14 protein-coding genes are annotated in these 17,379 nt (G+C 67.7%); 1 reads left to right on the top strand and 13 read right to left on the bottom strand.

Going from position 1 to position 17,379, the window contains the following annotated elements; genetic code table 11:
- Positions 1-136: 136 nt before the first annotated feature.
- The 9 genes from narI to E3O18_RS07135 all read right to left on the bottom strand — a co-directional run bounded on the left by narI (position 137) and on the right by E3O18_RS07135 (position 11,602).
- Positions 137-910, bottom strand: coding sequence for a respiratory nitrate reductase subunit gamma (gene narI, locus E3O18_RS07175; RefSeq protein WP_134394482.1), 774 nt, complete (start codon positions 908-910; stop codon positions 137-139).
- Positions 907-1,599, bottom strand: coding sequence for a nitrate reductase molybdenum cofactor assembly chaperone (gene narJ, locus E3O18_RS07170; RefSeq protein ID WP_134394483.1), 693 nt, complete (start codon positions 1,597-1,599; stop codon positions 907-909). Before narJ ends, narI begins: the two co-directional genes overlap by 4 nt.
- Positions 1,596-3,263 (bottom strand): nitrate reductase subunit beta, encoded by a 1,668-nt coding sequence (gene narH / locus E3O18_RS07165; protein ID WP_134394484.1) that lies wholly within the window; start codon positions 3,261-3,263, stop codon positions 1,596-1,598. The genes narJ and narH overlap by 4 nt, the downstream gene beginning before the upstream one ends.
- Positions 3,264-6,974: a nitrate reductase subunit alpha gene (locus tag E3O18_RS07160; RefSeq protein ID WP_241973396.1), complete on the bottom strand. Its 3,711-nt coding sequence runs from the start codon at positions 6,972-6,974 to the stop codon at positions 3,264-3,266. It abuts the gene before it with no gap.
- Between the two features lie 154 nt (positions 6,975-7,128).
- On the bottom strand, positions 7,129-7,839 hold the full coding sequence (locus E3O18_RS07155; RefSeq protein ID WP_134394486.1) for a helix-turn-helix domain-containing protein: 711 nt from the start codon (positions 7,837-7,839) through the stop codon (positions 7,129-7,131).
- On the bottom strand, positions 7,836-9,809 hold the full coding sequence (locus E3O18_RS07150) for a cation-translocating P-type ATPase (protein WP_134417798.1): 1,974 nt from the start codon (positions 9,807-9,809) through the stop codon (positions 7,836-7,838). The genes E3O18_RS07155 and E3O18_RS07150 overlap by 4 nt, the downstream gene beginning before the upstream one ends.
- Before the next feature lie 21 nt (positions 9,810-9,830).
- Complete coding sequence (locus E3O18_RS07145) at positions 9,831-10,088, bottom strand: heavy metal-associated domain-containing protein (protein ID WP_134394488.1); 258 nt, start codon at positions 10,086-10,088, stop codon at positions 9,831-9,833.
- A gap of 45 nt (positions 10,089-10,133) precedes the next feature.
- Complete coding sequence (locus tag E3O18_RS07140; protein WP_134394489.1) at positions 10,134-10,814, bottom strand: Crp/Fnr family transcriptional regulator; 681 nt, start codon at positions 10,812-10,814, stop codon at positions 10,134-10,136.
- Between the two features lie 62 nt (positions 10,815-10,876).
- Positions 10,877-11,602, bottom strand: a complete 726-nt coding sequence (locus tag E3O18_RS07135) for a helix-turn-helix domain-containing protein (RefSeq protein ID WP_134394490.1) — start codon at positions 11,600-11,602, stop codon at positions 10,877-10,879.
- A gap of 74 nt (positions 11,603-11,676) precedes the next feature.
- Between E3O18_RS07135 and E3O18_RS07130 the strand changes: the two genes are divergently transcribed.
- Positions 11,677-12,837 (top strand): TIGR04053 family radical SAM/SPASM domain-containing protein, encoded by a 1,161-nt coding sequence (locus E3O18_RS07130; RefSeq protein WP_134394491.1) that lies wholly within the window; start codon positions 11,677-11,679, stop codon positions 12,835-12,837.
- Between the two features lie 92 nt (positions 12,838-12,929).
- Here the strand turns inward: E3O18_RS07130 and E3O18_RS07125 are convergent, their stop codons facing one another.
- From E3O18_RS07125 to E3O18_RS07110, 4 genes are read right to left on the bottom strand one after another with little or no spacing between them, the layout of a single operon-like run.
- Positions 12,930-13,178 carry a hypothetical protein gene (locus E3O18_RS07125; RefSeq protein WP_134394492.1) on the bottom strand — a complete coding sequence of 83 codons (249 nt, stop codon included), beginning with the start codon at positions 13,176-13,178 and terminating at the stop codon, positions 12,930-12,932.
- A complete protein-coding gene (locus tag E3O18_RS07120; protein ID WP_134394568.1) occupies positions 13,178-14,023 on the bottom strand; it encodes a slipin family protein in 846 nt (281 codons plus the stop codon). Before E3O18_RS07120 ends, E3O18_RS07125 begins: the two co-directional genes overlap by 1 nt.
- Positions 14,023-14,838 (bottom strand): hypothetical protein, encoded by an 816-nt coding sequence (locus E3O18_RS07115; protein ID WP_174722068.1) that lies wholly within the window; start codon positions 14,836-14,838, stop codon positions 14,023-14,025. Before E3O18_RS07115 ends, E3O18_RS07120 begins: the two co-directional genes overlap by 1 nt.
- On the bottom strand, positions 14,838-17,207 hold the full coding sequence (locus E3O18_RS07110) for a cbb3-type cytochrome c oxidase subunit I (protein ID WP_134394493.1): 2,370 nt from the start codon (positions 17,205-17,207) through the stop codon (positions 14,838-14,840). The genes E3O18_RS07115 and E3O18_RS07110 overlap by 1 nt, the downstream gene beginning before the upstream one ends.
- Positions 17,208-17,379 lie beyond the last annotated feature (172 nt).

Raw genomic sequence — 17,379 nt, 5'->3', positions numbered from 1 at the left:
TGCGCGCGGACGAGCCCTTCGGGCAGCCCAGGTGCCGGTGGCCTGCATCATCCGTTGCCCCTACGCGACGCGCTTCCCCGGCTGCCTGGGGCGGCGGCGGGTCGCGCACCGGTGTCGACGTCCCTGGGCTCCTCGGCTAGCGGCGGCCGCCCACCTTGTCGCGGGTGTCCCGCGGTAGTTCGCTCTTCTCCCAGCCACGGCGGGCCTTCTGGGCGCCCGCACCGCGGTGGCCGTCCCGCGAGCGGTAGACGATGTAGGGGCGCACGAAGTAGCCGAGCGGAGCCGAGAATACATGCACCAGTCGGGTGAAGGGCCACAGCAGGAAGAGCATCGTGGCGCAGAGTACGTGCAGTTGGAAGAAGAACGGCACGTCGCTCATCAGCGCCGGGTCCGGCTGAAAGGCGTACAGGCTGCGGATCCACGGCGAGATCGACCCACGGTAGTCGTAGCCGGCGCCGAGCACCTGGTAGAGCACGGTCGCCGTCGTGCCGAAGGCGATGGTGCCGGCGAGGAACAGGTACATGACCTTGTCCATCACGGTCGTGACCAGCTTGACCCGGGCGACCAGGCGGCGACGGATCAGCAGGATGGCGAGGCCGGCGATGGTCAGCACCGCGGCGACGCTGCCCAGCCAGGTGGCCCCGAAGTGGTAGATCTCCTCGGTGACGCCGAAAAACTCGAGCCACGGCTTGGGGATGAAGAGTCCGACGATGTGACCGCCGAAGACCATCAGGATGCCGTAATGGAACATGGGCGAGCCCCAGCGGAGCCACTTGTTCTCGTAGGTCTGGCTCGACCGTGAGGTCCAGCCGAACTGGTCGAACCGGTAGCGCAGCAGGTGGCCGACGATGAAGACCCCGGCGGCGGCGTAGGGGAACGCCACCCAGAGCAGTATGTCGAGCGGATTCATACCCGTACGTCCTCGCTGTTCGCGCCCGACGGCGAGAACGGTTTGAGATTGCCCAGGAAGGTCATGCCGACCGTCTCGGTCGGCGGACCCTCGTTCACCAGGTTGAGGTAGCGCTGACGCGTTTCCTCGTCGATCTTCGGCAGAGACAGGGAGACCGCCTCCACAATGTGAGCGTAGGGGCTCGGCACGGCCTCGAGTGCCATGCGGAGCACCTCGATACCGTCTCGGTGCGCGGCGAGCAGTTCCTGGGCGATCGGCGAGTCGCTCCGCGCGGAGAATTCGAGCACCATCGGCAGGTAGTCGGGCAGTTCGTCGGCGGCGACCTCCCAGCCCGCGGCGCGGTAAGCCTCGACGAAGCGCACGAGCGCCATGCCGCGGCGTCGGGTGTCCCCCGCCGCGTAGTAGCTCAGGTACGGGCAGCACTTGCGCTTGAGGTCGAAAGTGGCCGTGAAGTGGATTTCCAACTCCTGCTGAGTCATCGCATCCGCTTTCGTCAGGAACGCCTCGAAGGCGTGGCGGAGCGGATCCGGCAGCAACGTCACCGACGTGGCGACAGCACCGAAGCGGGCCCGTCGCTCCTGGTTGGGGTAATCCAGCAGGATGGATGCCGCCATGTGCGCCATCCGGCCGTCCTCCGCGGACAGAGGCAGCGCCGTGATCTTGCGGTTCGGGAGCTTCGGCAGCCTCATGCGGGACTCCCGGTGGCCTTGGGCGGGAACAAGCCCTCCGGCAGGCCGCCGCCGCTCCAGTTGAGCAGGTTGATCCGGCCGGGGGTGGTGGGCTTCGTGCGTTCCCCACCCGTGCCGACCATCTCGTTGTAGTTGTCGACGGTCGCGTTCAACGGCATCCCGGGGGTCTTCCCGTACGGGCCGGCCGCCGTGGCGGCGGTGGGGCCGCCCATACCGGGGCCGCCGTCAGTGTCGAGCGAGCAGGCCAGTTCCTCCAGCTCACGCGCCGTCTCGACGTGCGCCTTGGGGATGACGTAGCGGTCCTCGTATTTGGCGATGGCCAGCAGGCGGTACATGGCCTCGATCTCGGGACCGGTCATGCCGACCGCTTCCGGGATCGACTCGTCGCGGTCACGGCCGAGGTTGATGTCGCGCATGTACGACCGCATGGCGGCGAGCTTGCGCAGCGAGGACTCGACGGGAACGACGTCCCCGGCCGAGAACAGTCCGGCGAGGTATTCCACCGGGATGCGGAGCTTGTCGATGGCGGCGAACAGGGTGCGGGCATCCTCACCGTCATTGTTGGTGGTCGAGATGACGTCGACCACCGGGGACAGCGGGGGGATGTACCAGACCATGGGCATGGTGCGGTACTCCGGATGCAGCGGCAGGGCCACCTTGTACTCGGAGATGAGCTTGTAGATCGGGCTGTTCTGGGCTGCGAGGATCCAGTCGTCCTCCATGCCTTCGGCCTTGGCCGCGGCGATGACCTCAGGGTCGAACGGGTCGAGGAAGCAGGCGCGCTGGGCATCCAGCAGGTCATGCTCGTTCTCGACCGAGGCCTGCGCGAGGACCGCGTCGGCGTCGTAGAGCATCAGGCCGAGGTAGCGCAGCCGGCCGACGCAGGTCTCCGAGCAGATCGTGGGCTTGCCCTGCTCGATCAACGGGTAGCAGAGCGTGCACTTCTCGGCCTTACCCGTCTTGTGGTTGAAGTAGACCTTCTTGTACGGGCAGGCGGAGACGCACATCCGCCAGCCGCGGCAGCCGTCTTCGTCGACGAGGACGATGCCGTCCTCCTCGCGCTTGTACATGGCGCCCGAGGGGCAGGCCGCGACGCAGGCGGGGTTGAGGCAGTGCTCGCAGATGCGCGGCAGGTAGAACATGAAGGTGTTCTCGAACTCCATCTTCACGTGCTCGCTCATGGTGGCGAGGATGGGGTCGTCGGCCGCGGTCTCCTGCGAGCCGCCGAGGTCGTCGTCCCAGTTGCCGGACCACTTGATGTCCATGTTCTGGCCGGTGAGCAGCGACTTGGGCCGGGCGACGGGGCTCTCCGTGCTCAGCGGAGCCTTGGTCAGCATGTCGTAGTCGTAGGTCCACGGCTCGTAGTAGTCGTCGATCACCGGGAGGTCGGGGTTGTTGAAGATGGTGGCGAGGCGCTTGATGCGGCCACCGGAGCGCAGTTTCAGGCGTCCGCGTTTGTTGCGCTGCCAGCCGCCCTTCCACTTGTCCTGGTCTTCGTAGCGGCGTGGGTAGCCGACGCCGGGCTTGGTCTCCACGTTGTTGAACCAGACGTATTCGACGCCGGTGCGGTTGGTCCACACCTGCTTACAGGTGACCGAACAGGTGTGGCACCCGATGCACTTGTCGAGATTCATGATCATCGACATCTGAGCCATTACGCGCATTTAGTACTCAACCTCCTGGCTGCGTCGACGGATCACGGTGACCTCGTCGCGTTGGTTCCCGGTCGGGCCGAGGTAATTGAAAGCGAAGGACAGCTGGGCGTAGCCACCGATCAGGTGACTCGGTTTCAGCAGGATCCGGGTGAGCGAGTTGTTCGTGCCGCCGCGCATGCCGCTCGTCTCGGCGATCGGCACGTTGATGGTGCGGTCCTTCGCGTGGTACATGTACACGGTGCCCTCGGGCATCCGGTGCGAGACGACCGCACGGGCCACGACGACGCCGTTGCGGTTGTAGGACTCGATCCACTCGTTGTCGCGCACGCCGATCTTGTCGGCGTCCTGCGGTGACATCCAGATGGTGGGTCCGCCGCGGGACAGCGACAGCATCATCAGGTTGTCCTGGTACTCGGAGTGGATGGACCACTTGGAGTGCGGGGTGAGGTAGCGCACGGCCACCTCGGCCCGGCCTTTCGAGCCGGTCGCGCCGGTGGCGGAGGTCGACCCGACGATGGAGTCGTCGAAGAGGCGGTGCATGTCCAGCGGCGGCCGGAAGATCGGCAGGGTCTCCCCCAGCTCGATCATCCAGTCGTGGTCGAGGTAGAAGTGTTGCCTCCCGGTGAGGGTGTGCCAGGGCTTGAGGTGCTCCACGTTGATCGTGAACGCGCTGTAGCGTCGCCCGCCGTGCTCGCTGCCGGACCACTCCGGGGAGGTGAGCACCGGGACCGGGGCACCCTGCACATCCGGGTAGGAGAAACGACGACCCTCGTTGTCGCTGGCCAGGTGCGCCAACTTCTGGCCGGTGCGCTCCTCCATCTTGCGGAAGCCTTGCGTACCGAGCCGTCCGTTGGTGGTGCCGGAGAGCGCGAGCACCATTTCGCAGGCCTGGATGGCGGTCTTCAGCTGCGGCCGTCCGGCGGCGGGGCCGCTCGTAACGAGCCCGTTCTTCTTCGCCAGGTAGGCCACCTCGACGTCGGGGTTGAACTTGACTCCCTTGGTCATCATGCCGAGCTTCTCGGTAAGCGGGCCGAGGGCGCCGAGCCGGGCGGCGAAGGCCGGGTAGTCGCGTTCGACCACGACCAGTTTGGGCATGGTCACGCCGGGCACCAGCACCTGGTCGTATTCGACGATGCCGTGCGGGGCGCTCATCGCATCCGGGGTGTCGTGCAGCAGCGGAACGGCGACCAGGTCCTTCCGCACCCCGAGGTGCTCCACGCTCATCTCGGAGATCTTCTCCGCGAGGATGTGGAAGATGTCGAAGTCGGTCTTCGCCTGCCATGGCGGGGCGATCGCCGGGTTGAACGAGTGGATGAAGGGGTGCATGTCGGTGGTCGAGAGGTCGTTCTTCTCGTACCAGGTGGCCGGCGGCAGCACCACGTCGCTGAAGATGGTGGTGCTCGTCATGCGGAAGTCACTGGTGACCATCAGGTCAAGCTTGCCCTCGGGGGCGGTCTCGTGCCACTTCATGGACTTCGGGCGCTTCTCGGGCGGCGATTCGGGGGCACGCACGGCGTTCTTGGTGCCCAGCAGGTGCTTCAGGAAGTACTCGTTGCCCTTGCCGGACGATCCGATCACATTGGCCCGCCACACGTCGAGGATGCGCGGAAAGTTCTCCGGCGCATCCGGGTCCTCGATGGCGTACTCGAGGGTGCCGTCGCCGAGGGACTCGACCACATACTGGGCCGGGTCGACGCCCGCCCGGACCGCGTCGTCGACGAGGTCGAGCGAGTTGCGGTTGAAGGTGGGGTAGCCGGGCATCCAACCGCGCTTGGTCGACTCGACCAGGCAGTCCGCGGTGGTGCGGCCGGCGAAGGTGCCTGCGCCAAGCGGGCTGGACAGGGTGTCGGCGGCGAGGCCGTCGTAGCGCCACTGGTCGGTGGCGAGGTAGAAGAAGCCCGTGCCGATCATCTGGCGGGGCGGGCGCACCCAGTCCAGGCCGAACGCATACTGGCCGTAGCCGGTGAGCGGGCGCACCTTCTCCTGGCCGACGTAGTGAGCCCAGCCGCCGCCGTTGACGCCCTGGCAGCCGGTCATGGTGGTCAGCGCCAGGAAAGCCCGGTAGATGGTGTCGGAATGGAACCAGTGGTTGGTTCCGGCACCCATCAGGATCATCGAGCGTCCATCGGAGTCTTCGGCGTTCTGCGCGAACTCGCGGCCGATGCGTTCGGCGGCCTGCATCGGCACCGAGGTGATGCCCTCCTGCCAGGCCGGGGTACCGGGCGAGGTGGCGTCGTCGTAGCCGGTGGGCCAGACTCCGGGCAGGCCGGGCCGGCCGACGCCGTACTGCGCGAGCAGCAGGTCGAACACGGTGGTGACCAGTTGGCCGGCCACCATCCGCACCGGTACGCCGCGACGGATGATGCCCGCACCTCCCGCGTGCTGCTCGCCGATCTCGTCGGTCTCCGGGGCGACGTCGAACCGGGGCATGTCGATGGCGACGGATGCCTGGTCGTAGTCGGGGGCGTCCGCGATGGACAGCAGCGGGTCGACACCCTCGAGGTCGAGGTTCCACTTGCCGACGTCGGTCTCGGAGAAACGGTGCCCGATCGAACCGTTGGGCACGACGACCTGGCCGTTCTGGTCGAGGAGCACGGGCTTGAACGCGGCGCTGGCGACCGTCGGGTCGAGGCCGGGCAGGGCATCCGCGGTCACGAACTTGCCGGGCACGTACGCGTCGCCGCGCCTGGTGAGGCTGATCAGGTAGGCGGAGTCGCTGTAACGCTTCATGTAGTCGACGAAGCGGGGCGTGCGGCGGTCGACCAAAAATTCCTTGAGCACGACGTGGCCCATGGCCAGCGCGAGCGCGCCGTCGGTGCCGGGGTGCACGGCCAGCCACTCGTCGGCGAACTTGGAGTTGTCGGCGTAGTCGGGCGATACGGTGATGACCTTCTGGCCCTTGTAGCGGGCCTCGACCATGAAGTGTGCGTCGGGCGTGCGGGTGACCGGCACGTTGGAGCCCCACATGATCAGGTAGGAGGAGTTCCACCAGTCTGCCGATTCCGGCACGTCGGTCTGGTCGCCGAACACCTGCGGGGACGCCACGGGCAGGTCGGCGTACCAGTCGTAGAACGAGAGCATGGTGCCGCCGAGCATGGAGATGAACCGATTGCCCACCCCCTGCGAGACGATCGACATGGCGGGGATCGGCGAGAAGCCGGCGATGCGGTCGGGGCCGTACTTCTTGATGGTGTGCACGTGGGCGGCGGCGACGATCTCGGACGCCTCGTCCCAGCTGGTGCGCACCAGGCCGCCCTTGCCGCGGGCGCTCTTGTAGGCGCGGGCGCTCTCGGGGTCGCCGGTGACCTCGGCCCAGGCGAGCACCGGGTCGCCGGTGCGGGCCTTCGCCGCACGGAACAGGTCGAGCAGCACGCCGCGCACGTAGGGGTACTTGACCCGGGTCGGTGAGTAGGTGTACCAGCTGAAGGCGGCGCCGCGGGGGCAGCCGCGGGGCTCGTATTCGGGTGAGTCGGGGCCGACGGAGGGGTAGTCGGTCTGCTGGGTCTCCCAGGTGATGATGCCGTCCTTGACGTACACCTTCCAGGAGCAGGAGCCGGTGCAGTTCACGCCGTGGGTGGACCGCACCTCTTTGTCGTGGGTCCAACGGTCGCGGTAGAACGAGTCGGCGTCGCGGCCGCCCGCAAGGAACACGGATCGCAGGTCGGGTGAGGCCGTGCCTCGGCGCAGGAACCGCCCGAGCTTCAGGATCGTGTCGTCGATCGGGCCGTCGACGCCGGGCTTGGCCGGCCGGGTCTTAGCCGGCTTGACGAAGGCCGAATTCTTGAGTGATTTCACAACGTACCCCTTGCACTGCCCGGGGTCACCATGGTCGGCAACCACCCTCGAAGTCCAGTCTCAGGGGTGGCGAAATTCGCTACAAGCCGGAAACGCCGTGATAAATGATTGCCGGCGTGGGCCGTTCCTCGGCGGTGGGTTCGGTGCCTGTTTCGACACCTGGGTCGGCGTCGGACCGGTGCAGGTCGAGGGTGCAGGTGTCGGGTGCGACCAGCGGGTGCAGCGCGTCGGCGCTCAGGGGTCCCTCGGTCACCTCGAGCAGGGTTTTCAGCAGTCCGAAGTGCACCCGGCAGACCTCGGGGTGCGCTTTGACCATCTCGCTGTACGGGCATTCGTGCAGGTGCACTCGGTTGCCGCCGGCACCGTCGATCTCGAGCCGCGCGTCGAAGCCGGACTCGTCGAGGTGGTCGTCGAGGGCGTCCAGCTGCCGCTGCAGCGGGGAGTGGATGACGGCCTCGACCCGCAGCATCCGTCGCACCTGGTCACCGTGGCGCTCGGCGGCTTCGGCCTTCGCGGCCCGGATGGAGCCGTCGACATGGTCCGGGCCGGCGGCGGCGCTGTACAACATCCGAGGCCGGCCCTTGGAGTCTTTGTTTTCCGGGTGACAGGTGACGAAACCGTCCCCGATCAGGCGCTGCAGGTGCTCCCGGGCCGTGTTGTGGTGCAGACCGGTGGCCTCGGCCAGGTCGCCCACCGTCATCGTTCCGCGCTGCTGCAGGAAGTACAGAAGCTGAATCCTGCTGAAGGACGCGAGCGTGCGGTAGCTCGACGAGGGGGAGAACGGCGTCACCCCCCAATCATCTCCTTATTTTCTGATTTCTCTGACTTTTCCGGGGACTGGACAGGCGATTCGGATGAAATCCGATGCTGTGGCCTGCGTTCCGCGCGCGGCCCGGACCGGCGCAGCAGGCGCATCGCATTCACGATCACGATCAGGACGGATGCCTCATGCACGAGCATGCCGCCGAACATCGTCACGCCGCCGAACAGCACACCGGCCAGCAGCAGCGCCGCCGTGACCAGCGCGAGGGCCACATTCTGGTGCATGACGCGCACCGTGCGGCGGGCCAGGTCGATGGCGGCGGGAAGCATCAGCAGGTTGTCACCCATCAGCGCGATGTCGGCGGTCTCGACCGCGACGGCCGAACCGGCCGCCGCCATCGCGATGCCGATGTCCGCCATGGCCAGGGCCGGGGCGTCGTTGACGCCGTCTCCCACCATCGCCACGACGTGGCCGTCCCGCCGGAGCCCGGTGACGACGTCGAGCTTGTCCTCCGGCAGCAGCGACGACCGGATCTCGTCGATTCCGACGTGGGCACCCACGGCCTGTGCCACGAGCGGCCCGTCGCCGGTGAGCATGACGACCCGAACGATGCCCGCGGCGTGCAGCGCGTCCACCATGTCGGCGGCGTCGGGACGCACCTCGTCGGCCACGGCCAGGACGCCGGCGACGACGCCGTCGAGCACGACGATCAGCGGCGTGCTCCCGTGGGCGGCGAGTCTCTCGGCCAGCGTCGTGGCGGCATCCGTACCCGCGATCCGGTGGGTGCGGAGCAGTGCCGGATTGCCGATCAGCACGGTGTGGCCGGCCACCGCGGCGACGATGCCCTGCCCGGGCACCGACGTGATGTGTTCCGGCAGGCCGATCACCTGGGCGCCCTGCGCGGCTTCGCGTGCGGCCTCCCGCGCAGCGGCCTGCATGATCGCTCCGGCCAACGGATGCTCGGAGCCGGCCTCCGCCCGTGAAGCCCAGTCGAGCACCTGGGCACGGGTCAGGGCGGGGTTCAGCACCACGACATCCGTCAGGACCGGGCGGCCCCGGGTGAGGGTGCCCGTCTTGTCGACCGCGACGACCGTGATCTTCGCGGCGGTCTCGAGGAACTCGCCGCCCTTGATCAGGATTCCGAGCTGCGCGGCGCGGCCGATCCCGGCAACGATCGCGACCGGGATGGAGATGACCAGGGCGCCGGGACACCCGATCACGAGCAGGGTCAGCGCCAGGAACACGTCGCCGGTCACCACGCCGACGATGGTCGCGAGTACCAGGATGCCGGGGGTGTACCAGGCCGAGAACCGGTCCATAAAGACCTGGGTCGGGGCCGTGGCCTCCTGGGCCTCCTCGACCCGGTGCACGATGTGGGCCAGGGTGGTAGCCGCGCCGACCTCGGTGGCCAGCACCTGCAGGAAGCCGCCGGTCGAGACCGTGCCGGCGAAGACGCGGTCGCCGGCGCGCTTCTCGGCAGGGAGGGACTCGCCCGTGATGGAGGCCTCGTCGATCGTGCCCGTGCCCCGCTGCACGGTGCCGTCGACGGGCACCCGCGCGCCGTTCTTGACCAGGACGGTCTCCCCGGTCCGAACGAACCCGGCCAGGACCTCGAGCTGCTCGCCGTTCCGCAGCACGAGGGCGACGTCCGGGGCCAGGGCCACGAGCGCGGTCAGGGCGGAGCGGGTGCGGTTGAGGGTGGCCGTTTCGAGGGCATGCCCGATCGCGAACAGAAAGGTCACGGCGGCGGCCTCCCAGTATTCGCCGAGCACGATGGCGCCGACGGAGGCGACCGTGACGAGCAGGTCGATGCCCACGACCCGGGCGAGCAGCGCGCGCCCGGCGGTCCGCATGATCGGGAACCCGGCCACGACCGCGGCCGCCACCATCGCCGCGTCGGAGACAAGCGGCGGCACCGGCAGGAGGCCGAGCAGCCAGGCGGCGCCGATCAACGCGCCGGAAATGAGGGGAATCAGGTGGCGGCGCACGATGGTCATGTCACTCCCCCGGTCCGCCGGTCAGAACGCGGCCAGGCGGGCGGTGTAGCCGGCCTTGCCGACGGCGGCGATGAGGACATCCGTGCTGACGACGGCCGGGTCGTGGTCGATCTCGATCCGGGCGGTGGCGAAGAACACCGTCACCGCGGTGACTCCGGCGAGGCGGCCGATCTGCTTCTCGATCTTGGCGACGCAGGACGGGCAGGAAAAGCCGTTGGCCCTCAGGATGGTGTGGACGGTGGCCGGGGTGGGTGTTTCGGTGGGGATGATTATCGTCATGACTGCGACGTTACGAACTCGAGGCGGCGGCGACCATGACGGCCGTCACTTTGCCGCAATCAGGCCGGAACGGTCGAGCACAGCGGTCCAGCGCCGTCCGGAATCGATCAGCCCGTCCCGGCGCAGGCCGCTCATGGCGCGGGACACCGACTCGGCGCTCGTGCCGGTCATGGCGGCCAGGTCGGCGCGGGTCAGAGGCAGCTGGATCAGGGTGGTACCGGCGTTGTCGCCCGCCACGCCGAAGGTGTCGGCGAGGCGCAGCAGGGTCGCTGCCACCCGCGTTGTGACGGTGACGGAGGCCTGCTCGGCCTCCCTCGACCGGGCCCGATGAAGACGGTCGACGACGACGTCCAGCACGCGCAGCGCCACCAGCGGATGCGTGAGCAACATCTGCCGGAAGGCGCCGGATTCGAGGCGCAGGGCGCAAGTGGTCACCAGGGCGACGGCCGTCTCTGGGTACCGGCCCGCGTCCAGCGCGGTCAGGCTGCCCAGCACTGCTCCCGGGCCGAGGAAGTCGAGGCTCGTGGACTGCCCGGTCGGGGTCGATCGGAACACCTTCGCCTGGCCGGCCGCGAGCACGAACACGTGCTCGGACGGCTCGCCGGCGGTGAACAGCGTGTCTCCGGGACCCCAGGCGAGCGACAGCATCCGTTCGGCCAGGTCGGAGAGCTCGCCGGCCGACAGGTCCTGGAAGATCGGGATCTGCCCCAGAATGGTGTTTCGCATGGCGGAGGAGCACGGATGCGGCCGCGCGCAGGTGCTGCGCAGCGGTGTGCGCCGGGCCACGCTCACGGCTTCGTCGCCGGGACCTCGAGGTGGGCGAGGCAGACGCCCGGGCGGGCGAACGGCTCGAGGGTGACGCCGACTCCGGGTGTGTGCAGACGCTCGAGGGCGCCCTCCATCAGGCCGCGGTGCACCGCGCACACGACGTCGCTGTGGTCCTTCGCCACATCGAGGAACGGGCAGCGGTGCAGCTCGATCACGACGTCGACCGGGGCAGGGGTGCTGCCGGCGGCGCCTCCGAGGCGCGGCTCGAAGCCGACCTCGTCGAGGATCTGAACGATACGCCCGACCGATGCTCCGTGGGCCGCCCCCGACTGCGCGTCGGAGAGTCCGGCATCCGTCTCGGCCATCTCCCTGCCCCAACGCCGCCCGGCCTCCGCGGCCGCGCCTGCGCCTGCACCCGGGGAAACGTCCCTGCCCAGGCCGCCGGCCAGGAGACCGGCGAGAAGCCGGTAGGACTCGGCGGGGACCTCGGCGGCGGGTGACGTGGCGCGAAAGAAAAGCCGGGGCCGCCCAGGACGCACGCGCGCCTCGACGGTCTCGGCGACCAGGCCCACCTCGACCAGCCGGTCGAGGTGGGACCGAACCGTGTTCGCGTGCAGCCCGACCGCTTGGGCGATGGCCGGCACATCCAGCTCCGCGTCGGCATCGCGCAGGAGTTCGAGAATGGCGACCCGACTGATTCCGGAAAGCACGCGGTGGGTGCGGGCGTCAAGAGGTTCGATAGGCACCCGATTAGTTTTCCCTATATCTATGGTAAAAACAACTGAGGGCCGAAATTCGGCGCTGAGCTAGGACATACCCCATGACCGACACCCACGTGCGCCCCATCCGGGTGCTGCACCACGACACCGCCGAACGGCCCTTCATCGTCATCTGGGAGGTGACGCGCGCCTGTCAACTGGTCTGCACCCACTGCCGGGCCGACGCCATCCGCACGCGCAATCCGTTCGAGCTGAGCACGGACCAGGGTCGCAAACTGCTGGACGACCTCGCCGCCTTCGGCACACCGCGCCCGCTGGTCGTGCTCACCGGCGGGGACCCGTTCGAGCGCCCCGACCTGCCGGAGCTCGTCGCCCACGGCACCAGCCTCGGCCTGAGCATGGCCCTCTCCCCCTCGGTCACCCCGCGCCTCACCCGTGAGGTCCTGGTCGAGCTCCACGACGCTGGGGCCAAAGCGGTCTCGCTCTCGCTGGACGGCGCCTCAGCGGCCACCCACGACGCCTTCCGCGGTGTCGACGGCGTCTACGACGACACCATGATCGCCGCCCGAATGGTGCGCGAGGTCGGCTACCGACTGCAGATCAACACGACCGTCACCCGCGACACCGTGCACGAGCTGCCCGGCATCCTGAAAACCGTCCTCGATCTCGGCACCACCCTGTGGAGTGTCTTCTTCCTCGTGCCCACCGGCCGCGGCAAGCTCCTGAACGCCCTGACCGCGGCCGAGGAGGAGGAGGTGCTGCACTGGCTGCACGACGTCTCCGATCTGGTCGCCGTCAAGACCACCGAGGCACCCCACTACCGGCGGATCGCGATTCAGCGGGCCGGAGTGGGCGACGGCGTGGACCTTGACACCGTGTTCCCGGTCGGCCCGCTGAGAGCCTTGCTGCGGGAGGCCACGGAGCGGTTGCTCACCGGCGACGAGCCGAGGCGGCGGCGTCCGAGGGCCCCCCTCGACGTCAATTCCGGGCGCGGGTTCGCCTTCGTCGACCATGTCGGTCTCGTTTACCCCAGCGGGTTCCTGCCCGTGTCCGTGGGGTCGGTGCACAAGCAGTCCTTCTCCGAAATCTACCGGGAGGCGCAGCTGCTCCAGGAGCTGCGCACCCCGGATCTCTTCGGCGGCCGGTGTGGTCACTGCGAATTCCGCACGGTCTGCGGCGGCTCCCGCTCGCACGCCTACGCGGTGACCGGGGACCCGCTCGCCGAGGACCCCAGCTGCGGCTACCAGCCCAGCACCGACTGAGTGATCGCAGTCCAGTAATTCATCAGACGCAGAAGCGCCCGGCCGAGAATTCGGCCGGGCGCTTCTGCGTGCGGGAGGGACGTGGGTCGCACTCAGTCCAGGTGATGCTTGCCCTTGACCCAGCGCAGCGCGCCGAGGATCCCGATGGCCACTCCGAGCATCCCGACGACCATGCCCACGAAGAGCCAGACGAAGAGCGGCTCGAGGCCGCCGACCGTCTGGTCGACTCCGACGATCGTGCCGCCGAGGAAGCCGAAGATGGGTGCGAAAATGCCGACGAAGGCCCCGATCAGCATCAGACGGATGCTGAGGGTGCGGTCGGTCGAATCGGTGTAGGCCATCAGGCAGGAACCTCCGTTGTCTGTGTCGTCGCAGCCGCAACCGCGGTTGCGACGGCGGTGGCGAATGCCGCGGCGGTCTCCGCCGGGTCCGGCAGTGCCTTGTTGTTGAGGAACGGACCGAGAATGTCCATCGGAAGCGGGAAGACCACGGTCGATTTCTGATCGGCACCCAGCTCGAGCAGGGTCTGCAGGTAGCGCAGCTGAAGCGACGCGGGATTGCGGCTCAGGATTTCCGCCGCCTGGCCCAGTTCCTCCGACGCCTGCAGTTCACCGTGGGCGTTGATGATCTTCGCCCGGCGGTCCCGCTCGGCTTCGGCTTCACGGGCCATGGCACGCTGCATCGCCTGCGGAATCTCGACGTCCTTGATTTCGACGACCTTCACCTGCACACCCCAGGGTTCGGTTTGCGCGTTGATGTTGCGGGCGAGGTCTTCGTTCAGGTCGGCCCGGTGGGCAAGCAGGGTGTCGAGGTCGGCGCGGCCCACGACTGAACGCAGTGTCGTTTGCGACATCTGGGAGGTGGCGACGGCGTGGTTCTCGACCGCCATCACCGAACGGACCGGGTCGGTGACCTGGAACAGGACGACGGCGTTGACCCGGGCCGGGACGTTGTCCTTGGTGATGACGTCCTGCGGCGGGATCGTGAGGGTCACGATCCGGAGGTCGACCCGCACCATCTTGTCCAGTCCGGGGAACACCATCTGCACACCCGGTTCCCGCACCGGGCGCAGCCGGCCGAATCGGAACGTCACGCCCCGCTCGTACTCCTGCAGCACCTTGAAGGAAGCTGCCAGCCAAATGAGCAGCAGCAGCACCACGATCAGGGCCGCGATCTGCCAGGCCATCACGAGTTGCCCCTCCGGCTCCAGCCCACGGCGGGGCCGGAACGGCCCGGGTCGGCCTCCGTCTCCAGTTCAGCCCAACGCGCTGAGAATGAGGCGCTCACGGTGTTTCCTTTCATCGTTTCCGGATCGGCGTCGGTGTGCTCCGACGCCCGGGCGCTCGCGTACGGTTCGATCCGAACCGGCCGCGGGCCCGTTTTTCTGATGCTGCCGTAGCCGCTGCGCCGCTGCGCCTCAATCGCCGCCGTGGCGGCGCGGGCCGCGACGCTTTCGTCGAGCCCCACGACCTTGAGATGCTCGGGAAAGCGGGCGGGTGTGCGACGCAGGTGCGACCACAACGGCCAACTGCCGGCGGCGATGACGGCCGAGGCTGACCCCAGGATCAGCAATTCCACGCCCGTGCGGTTCTGGAACATGGACGCCAGCGGCCAGATGAGCCCGAGCACGACGACGGAGCAGGCGATCCCGCGATGGAACCGCTCCGCCTCCGAACTGGGCCACGGGTCGATGTTGCGCGCGAGCTGCCGGCCCGCATCCGAGGTGGTGCAGGTGTCCTTGACCGGGCAGGGGTTGCAGACCGTGGGGCTGGCCTGGTATCGCGTCACCCGGTTATCCGGATCGAAGGAGATCGGCCAGAGCCACTGGTCCTCCTGGCACTTCCAGGCGTCGTGGTTTTCGTGGTACTCGAACCCGCTCGAACTCATGGCGGTGGATTTCGCCCCGGTGCGCCGCGCCAGGAGGTCCAGCACGTGGGCCACGGCCAGCAGGAAGCCGCCGTAGACAAGCGCGAACCAGACCTCCGGGTTGATGGCTGCCATCACGCGCCGCCGCCCGGGCGGTCCCCACCGTCCTCTCCGATGCCTGTGCCGGTGGAGCGGTAGTCCGAGGAATATCCGGATGTCGGCTCCGCGCCGCCGGTGAGTGTCGCGGCGGCGGGGACCGCCTCAACGAACAAGGCCTCCATCGGCACGTCATGGGTGGTGGCCTTGATGCGGTAGCGCACCCCGAGCCAGGTGATCCAGACGAACGGCATCACGCCGCCGACGATGAAGACGAGGTCACCCGGCATCCGCAGCCATTCGAGAACGGCGTTGCCGGGCTCGTTGATGAAGTTGAGGCTGCGGGCTTCGAAGTAGCCGTCGTTGATGGAGTGCCAGAGCTGAATGACACCGAGCGGCAGCAGCGTGGCGAACGTCATCCAGGCCAGGCCGATGTTGAGGCACCAGAACGAGATCTTCGCGAGCTTGTCCGGCCAGCGCTCGGCCGGGATCAGGTAGCGCAGGGCGAAGAGCGACAGACCGACGCCCATCATTCCGTACACGCCCATCATCGCCGCGTGGGCGTGGTTGGCCGTCAGCGCGGTACCGATCTCGTAGTACGAGACGATCGGCAGGTTGATCAGGAATCCGAAGACGCCGGCACCCAGGAAGTTCCAGAAGCCGACCGCGACAAGGAACATCACGGCCCAGCGGTGCGGGAACGGAGCCGAACTGCGCGACTCCTGCCGGGCACCGAGCTGGAGGAAGCTCCAGGCCTCGATCGTCAGGAAGGTCAACGGGATGACTTCCAGGGCGGAGAAGAAGGCTCCCAGCGCCATGTGCTCGACGGGGGTTCCCGAGAAGTACAGGTGGTGCATGGTGCCGAGGATGCCACCGGCGGAATACAGGATGACGTCGAGCAGGATGATCTGCATCGCGATCTTGCGGTTCACGACCCCGAGCATGACGAAGATGTAGGCCACCATCACGGTCGTGAACAGTTCCAGGAAGTCCTCAACCCAGAGGTGCACCACCCAGAAGCGCCAGAACTCGGCGACGCTCAGGTGAACCTCGGTGCCGGCGAGCATTCCGACGGCGTAGAACGCGGGGATCGCGAGACCGGCGTAGAAGAAGAGCCACGGCAGGTTGAAGCGGTGCTCAGACTTCAGACGTGCCCGGATGCCGCGGTAGATGATCGCGATCCACAGGAAGAGTCCGACGACGAGCATGCCCTGCCACACCCTGGGCAGGTCGATGTACTCCCACTGCATGTCCCAGAACGGCGAGCCCTTCGCGGCCTCGACGCCGAAGATGCTCAAGGCTTCTCCCACGAACGATCCGACGATGACCAGGGCGAGGGCGCCGAGCAAACCGTAGGCCAACCAGTGCTGACGCTTGGGTTCACGCCCGGAGATATACGGGGCGAGGAAGATGCCTGCGGCCAGGAACGAGGTGGCCGTCCACAACAACGAGAGCTGCACATGCCAGGTTCGGGCGAGGTTGAACGGCAGCAGCTGAGCCAGGTCGACCCCGAAGAAGCTCGACAGGTCGACCCGGTAGTGCTCGATGGCGGCACCCAGGAAGGCCTGGGCCAGGAACATCAAAGCCACCACGAAGAAGAACCAGGCCGTGGCGGATTGGGCGGGTGTCACCGCCACCTCCCCCGGCTGTCGGAAGGACAGTGCGGGGGTTTCTTCCCCGTGCTGCCAGCCCATCCTCTTGCTCCACCGGCCGTAGAGGCCGAAGAGGGCGCCGAGGGCGACCATCAGCGCCACGAGCGAGAGACCGCTCCACACGATGATGTCGGCGGTCGGAACGTTGTCCACGAGCGGCTCGGCCGGCCAGTTGTTCGTGTACGAGTAGTTGTGACCGGGCCGCTCAGCAGAGGCTGCCCAGGACGTCCAGGCGAAGAAGGCGGTCAGGTCGTGGATGTCCGCCGAGTCCGTGATGGCATTCGGGATCAGGCCGTATTGGGTGGTCGGGGAACCGAAGAAATCGGCGTAGTGCTGCTTGAGCGTGTCGAAGGCCTCAATCTGCAGATCCGTGAATTCGAGGTCGCCGGTGGCCTTGTCGTAGCGGTTGGTCCGCATCATCTCGACGAGGGCACCCTGCGGGTCCTGCACACCGGACGCGGTCAGGGCCTCGAGCACCTCGGTCGAGGAGCGCCGCAGGTAGTCGGCCGTGTAGTCCGGTCCGAGGTAGCCGCCGTGACCCAGGATCGAGCCATACTGCTGAAGGCCGCGCCGCACGAAGGTCTGCTGGCCCGCGGTGATGTCGGCCGTCGTGAAGACAACCTCACCCTGCGAGTCGACGACCTGCTTGGGCTGGGGCATCGAGTCCGTATAGGTTCGGAGGGCCAGGAAGCCCATCACGGCGAACCCGAAGACCATCACCAGGGCTACGCCCTGCAACCATCCTTTGGAAACCATCAACTCCGATCGCAGTTTTCCTGCACCGGCTCTCAATCGGACCACGGTGGGCCCCTTTCCATGTTGCGTGATTCAAGGGCGCGGAAGCAGGTGCTGCCACCTGTCACGGTTCCTCCCCCGGATAGGTCACGCGGGGTGGTTGAAAGCTACCACAGGATTAAAAGTATGAGTG

It is taken from the genome of Cryobacterium sp. TMT2-42-4, assembly GCF_004402645.1.
In the GTDB taxonomy this organism is placed as follows: domain Bacteria; phylum Actinomycetota; class Actinomycetes; order Actinomycetales; family Microbacteriaceae; genus Cryobacterium; species Cryobacterium sandaracinum.
Note: the sequence above shows the minus strand (reverse complement) of the source record. Positions and strands in the feature narration are given on the sequence as shown.

Bases quoted from the DNA above. Each gene is read 5' to 3' on its own strand.
- narI (WP_134394482.1), bottom strand. From the start codon at position 910: ATGAATCCGCTCGACATACTGCTCTGGGTGGCGTTCCCCTACGCCGCC.
- narJ (WP_134394483.1), bottom strand. From the start codon at position 1,599: ATGAGGCTGCCGAAGCTCCCGAACCGCAAGATCACGGCGCTGCCTCTG.
- narH (WP_134394484.1), bottom strand. From the start codon at position 3,263: ATGCGCGTAATGGCTCAGATGTCGATGATCATGAATCTCGACAAGTGC.
- E3O18_RS07150 (WP_134417798.1), bottom strand. From the start codon at position 9,809: ATGACCATCGTGCGCCGCCACCTGATTCCCCTCATTTCCGGCGCGTTG.
- E3O18_RS07145 (WP_134394488.1), bottom strand. From the start codon at position 10,088: ATGACGATAATCATCCCCACCGAAACACCCACCCCGGCCACCGTCCAC.
- E3O18_RS07140 (WP_134394489.1), bottom strand. From the start codon at position 10,814: ATGCGAAACACCATTCTGGGGCAGATCCCGATCTTCCAGGACCTGTCG.
- E3O18_RS07130 (WP_134394491.1), top strand. From the start codon at position 11,677: ATGACCGACACCCACGTGCGCCCCATCCGGGTGCTGCACCACGACACC.
- E3O18_RS07125 (WP_134394492.1), bottom strand. From the start codon at position 13,178: ATGGCCTACACCGATTCGACCGACCGCACCCTCAGCATCCGTCTGATG.
- E3O18_RS07120 (WP_134394568.1), bottom strand. From the start codon at position 14,023: ATGGCCTGGCAGATCGCGGCCCTGATCGTGGTGCTGCTGCTGCTCATT.
- E3O18_RS07115 (WP_174722068.1), bottom strand. From the start codon at position 14,838: ATGGCAGCCATCAACCCGGAGGTCTGGTTCGCGCTTGTCTACGGCGGC.
- E3O18_RS07110 (WP_134394493.1), bottom strand. From the start codon at position 17,207: ATGGTTTCCAAAGGATGGTTGCAGGGCGTAGCCCTGGTGATGGTCTTC.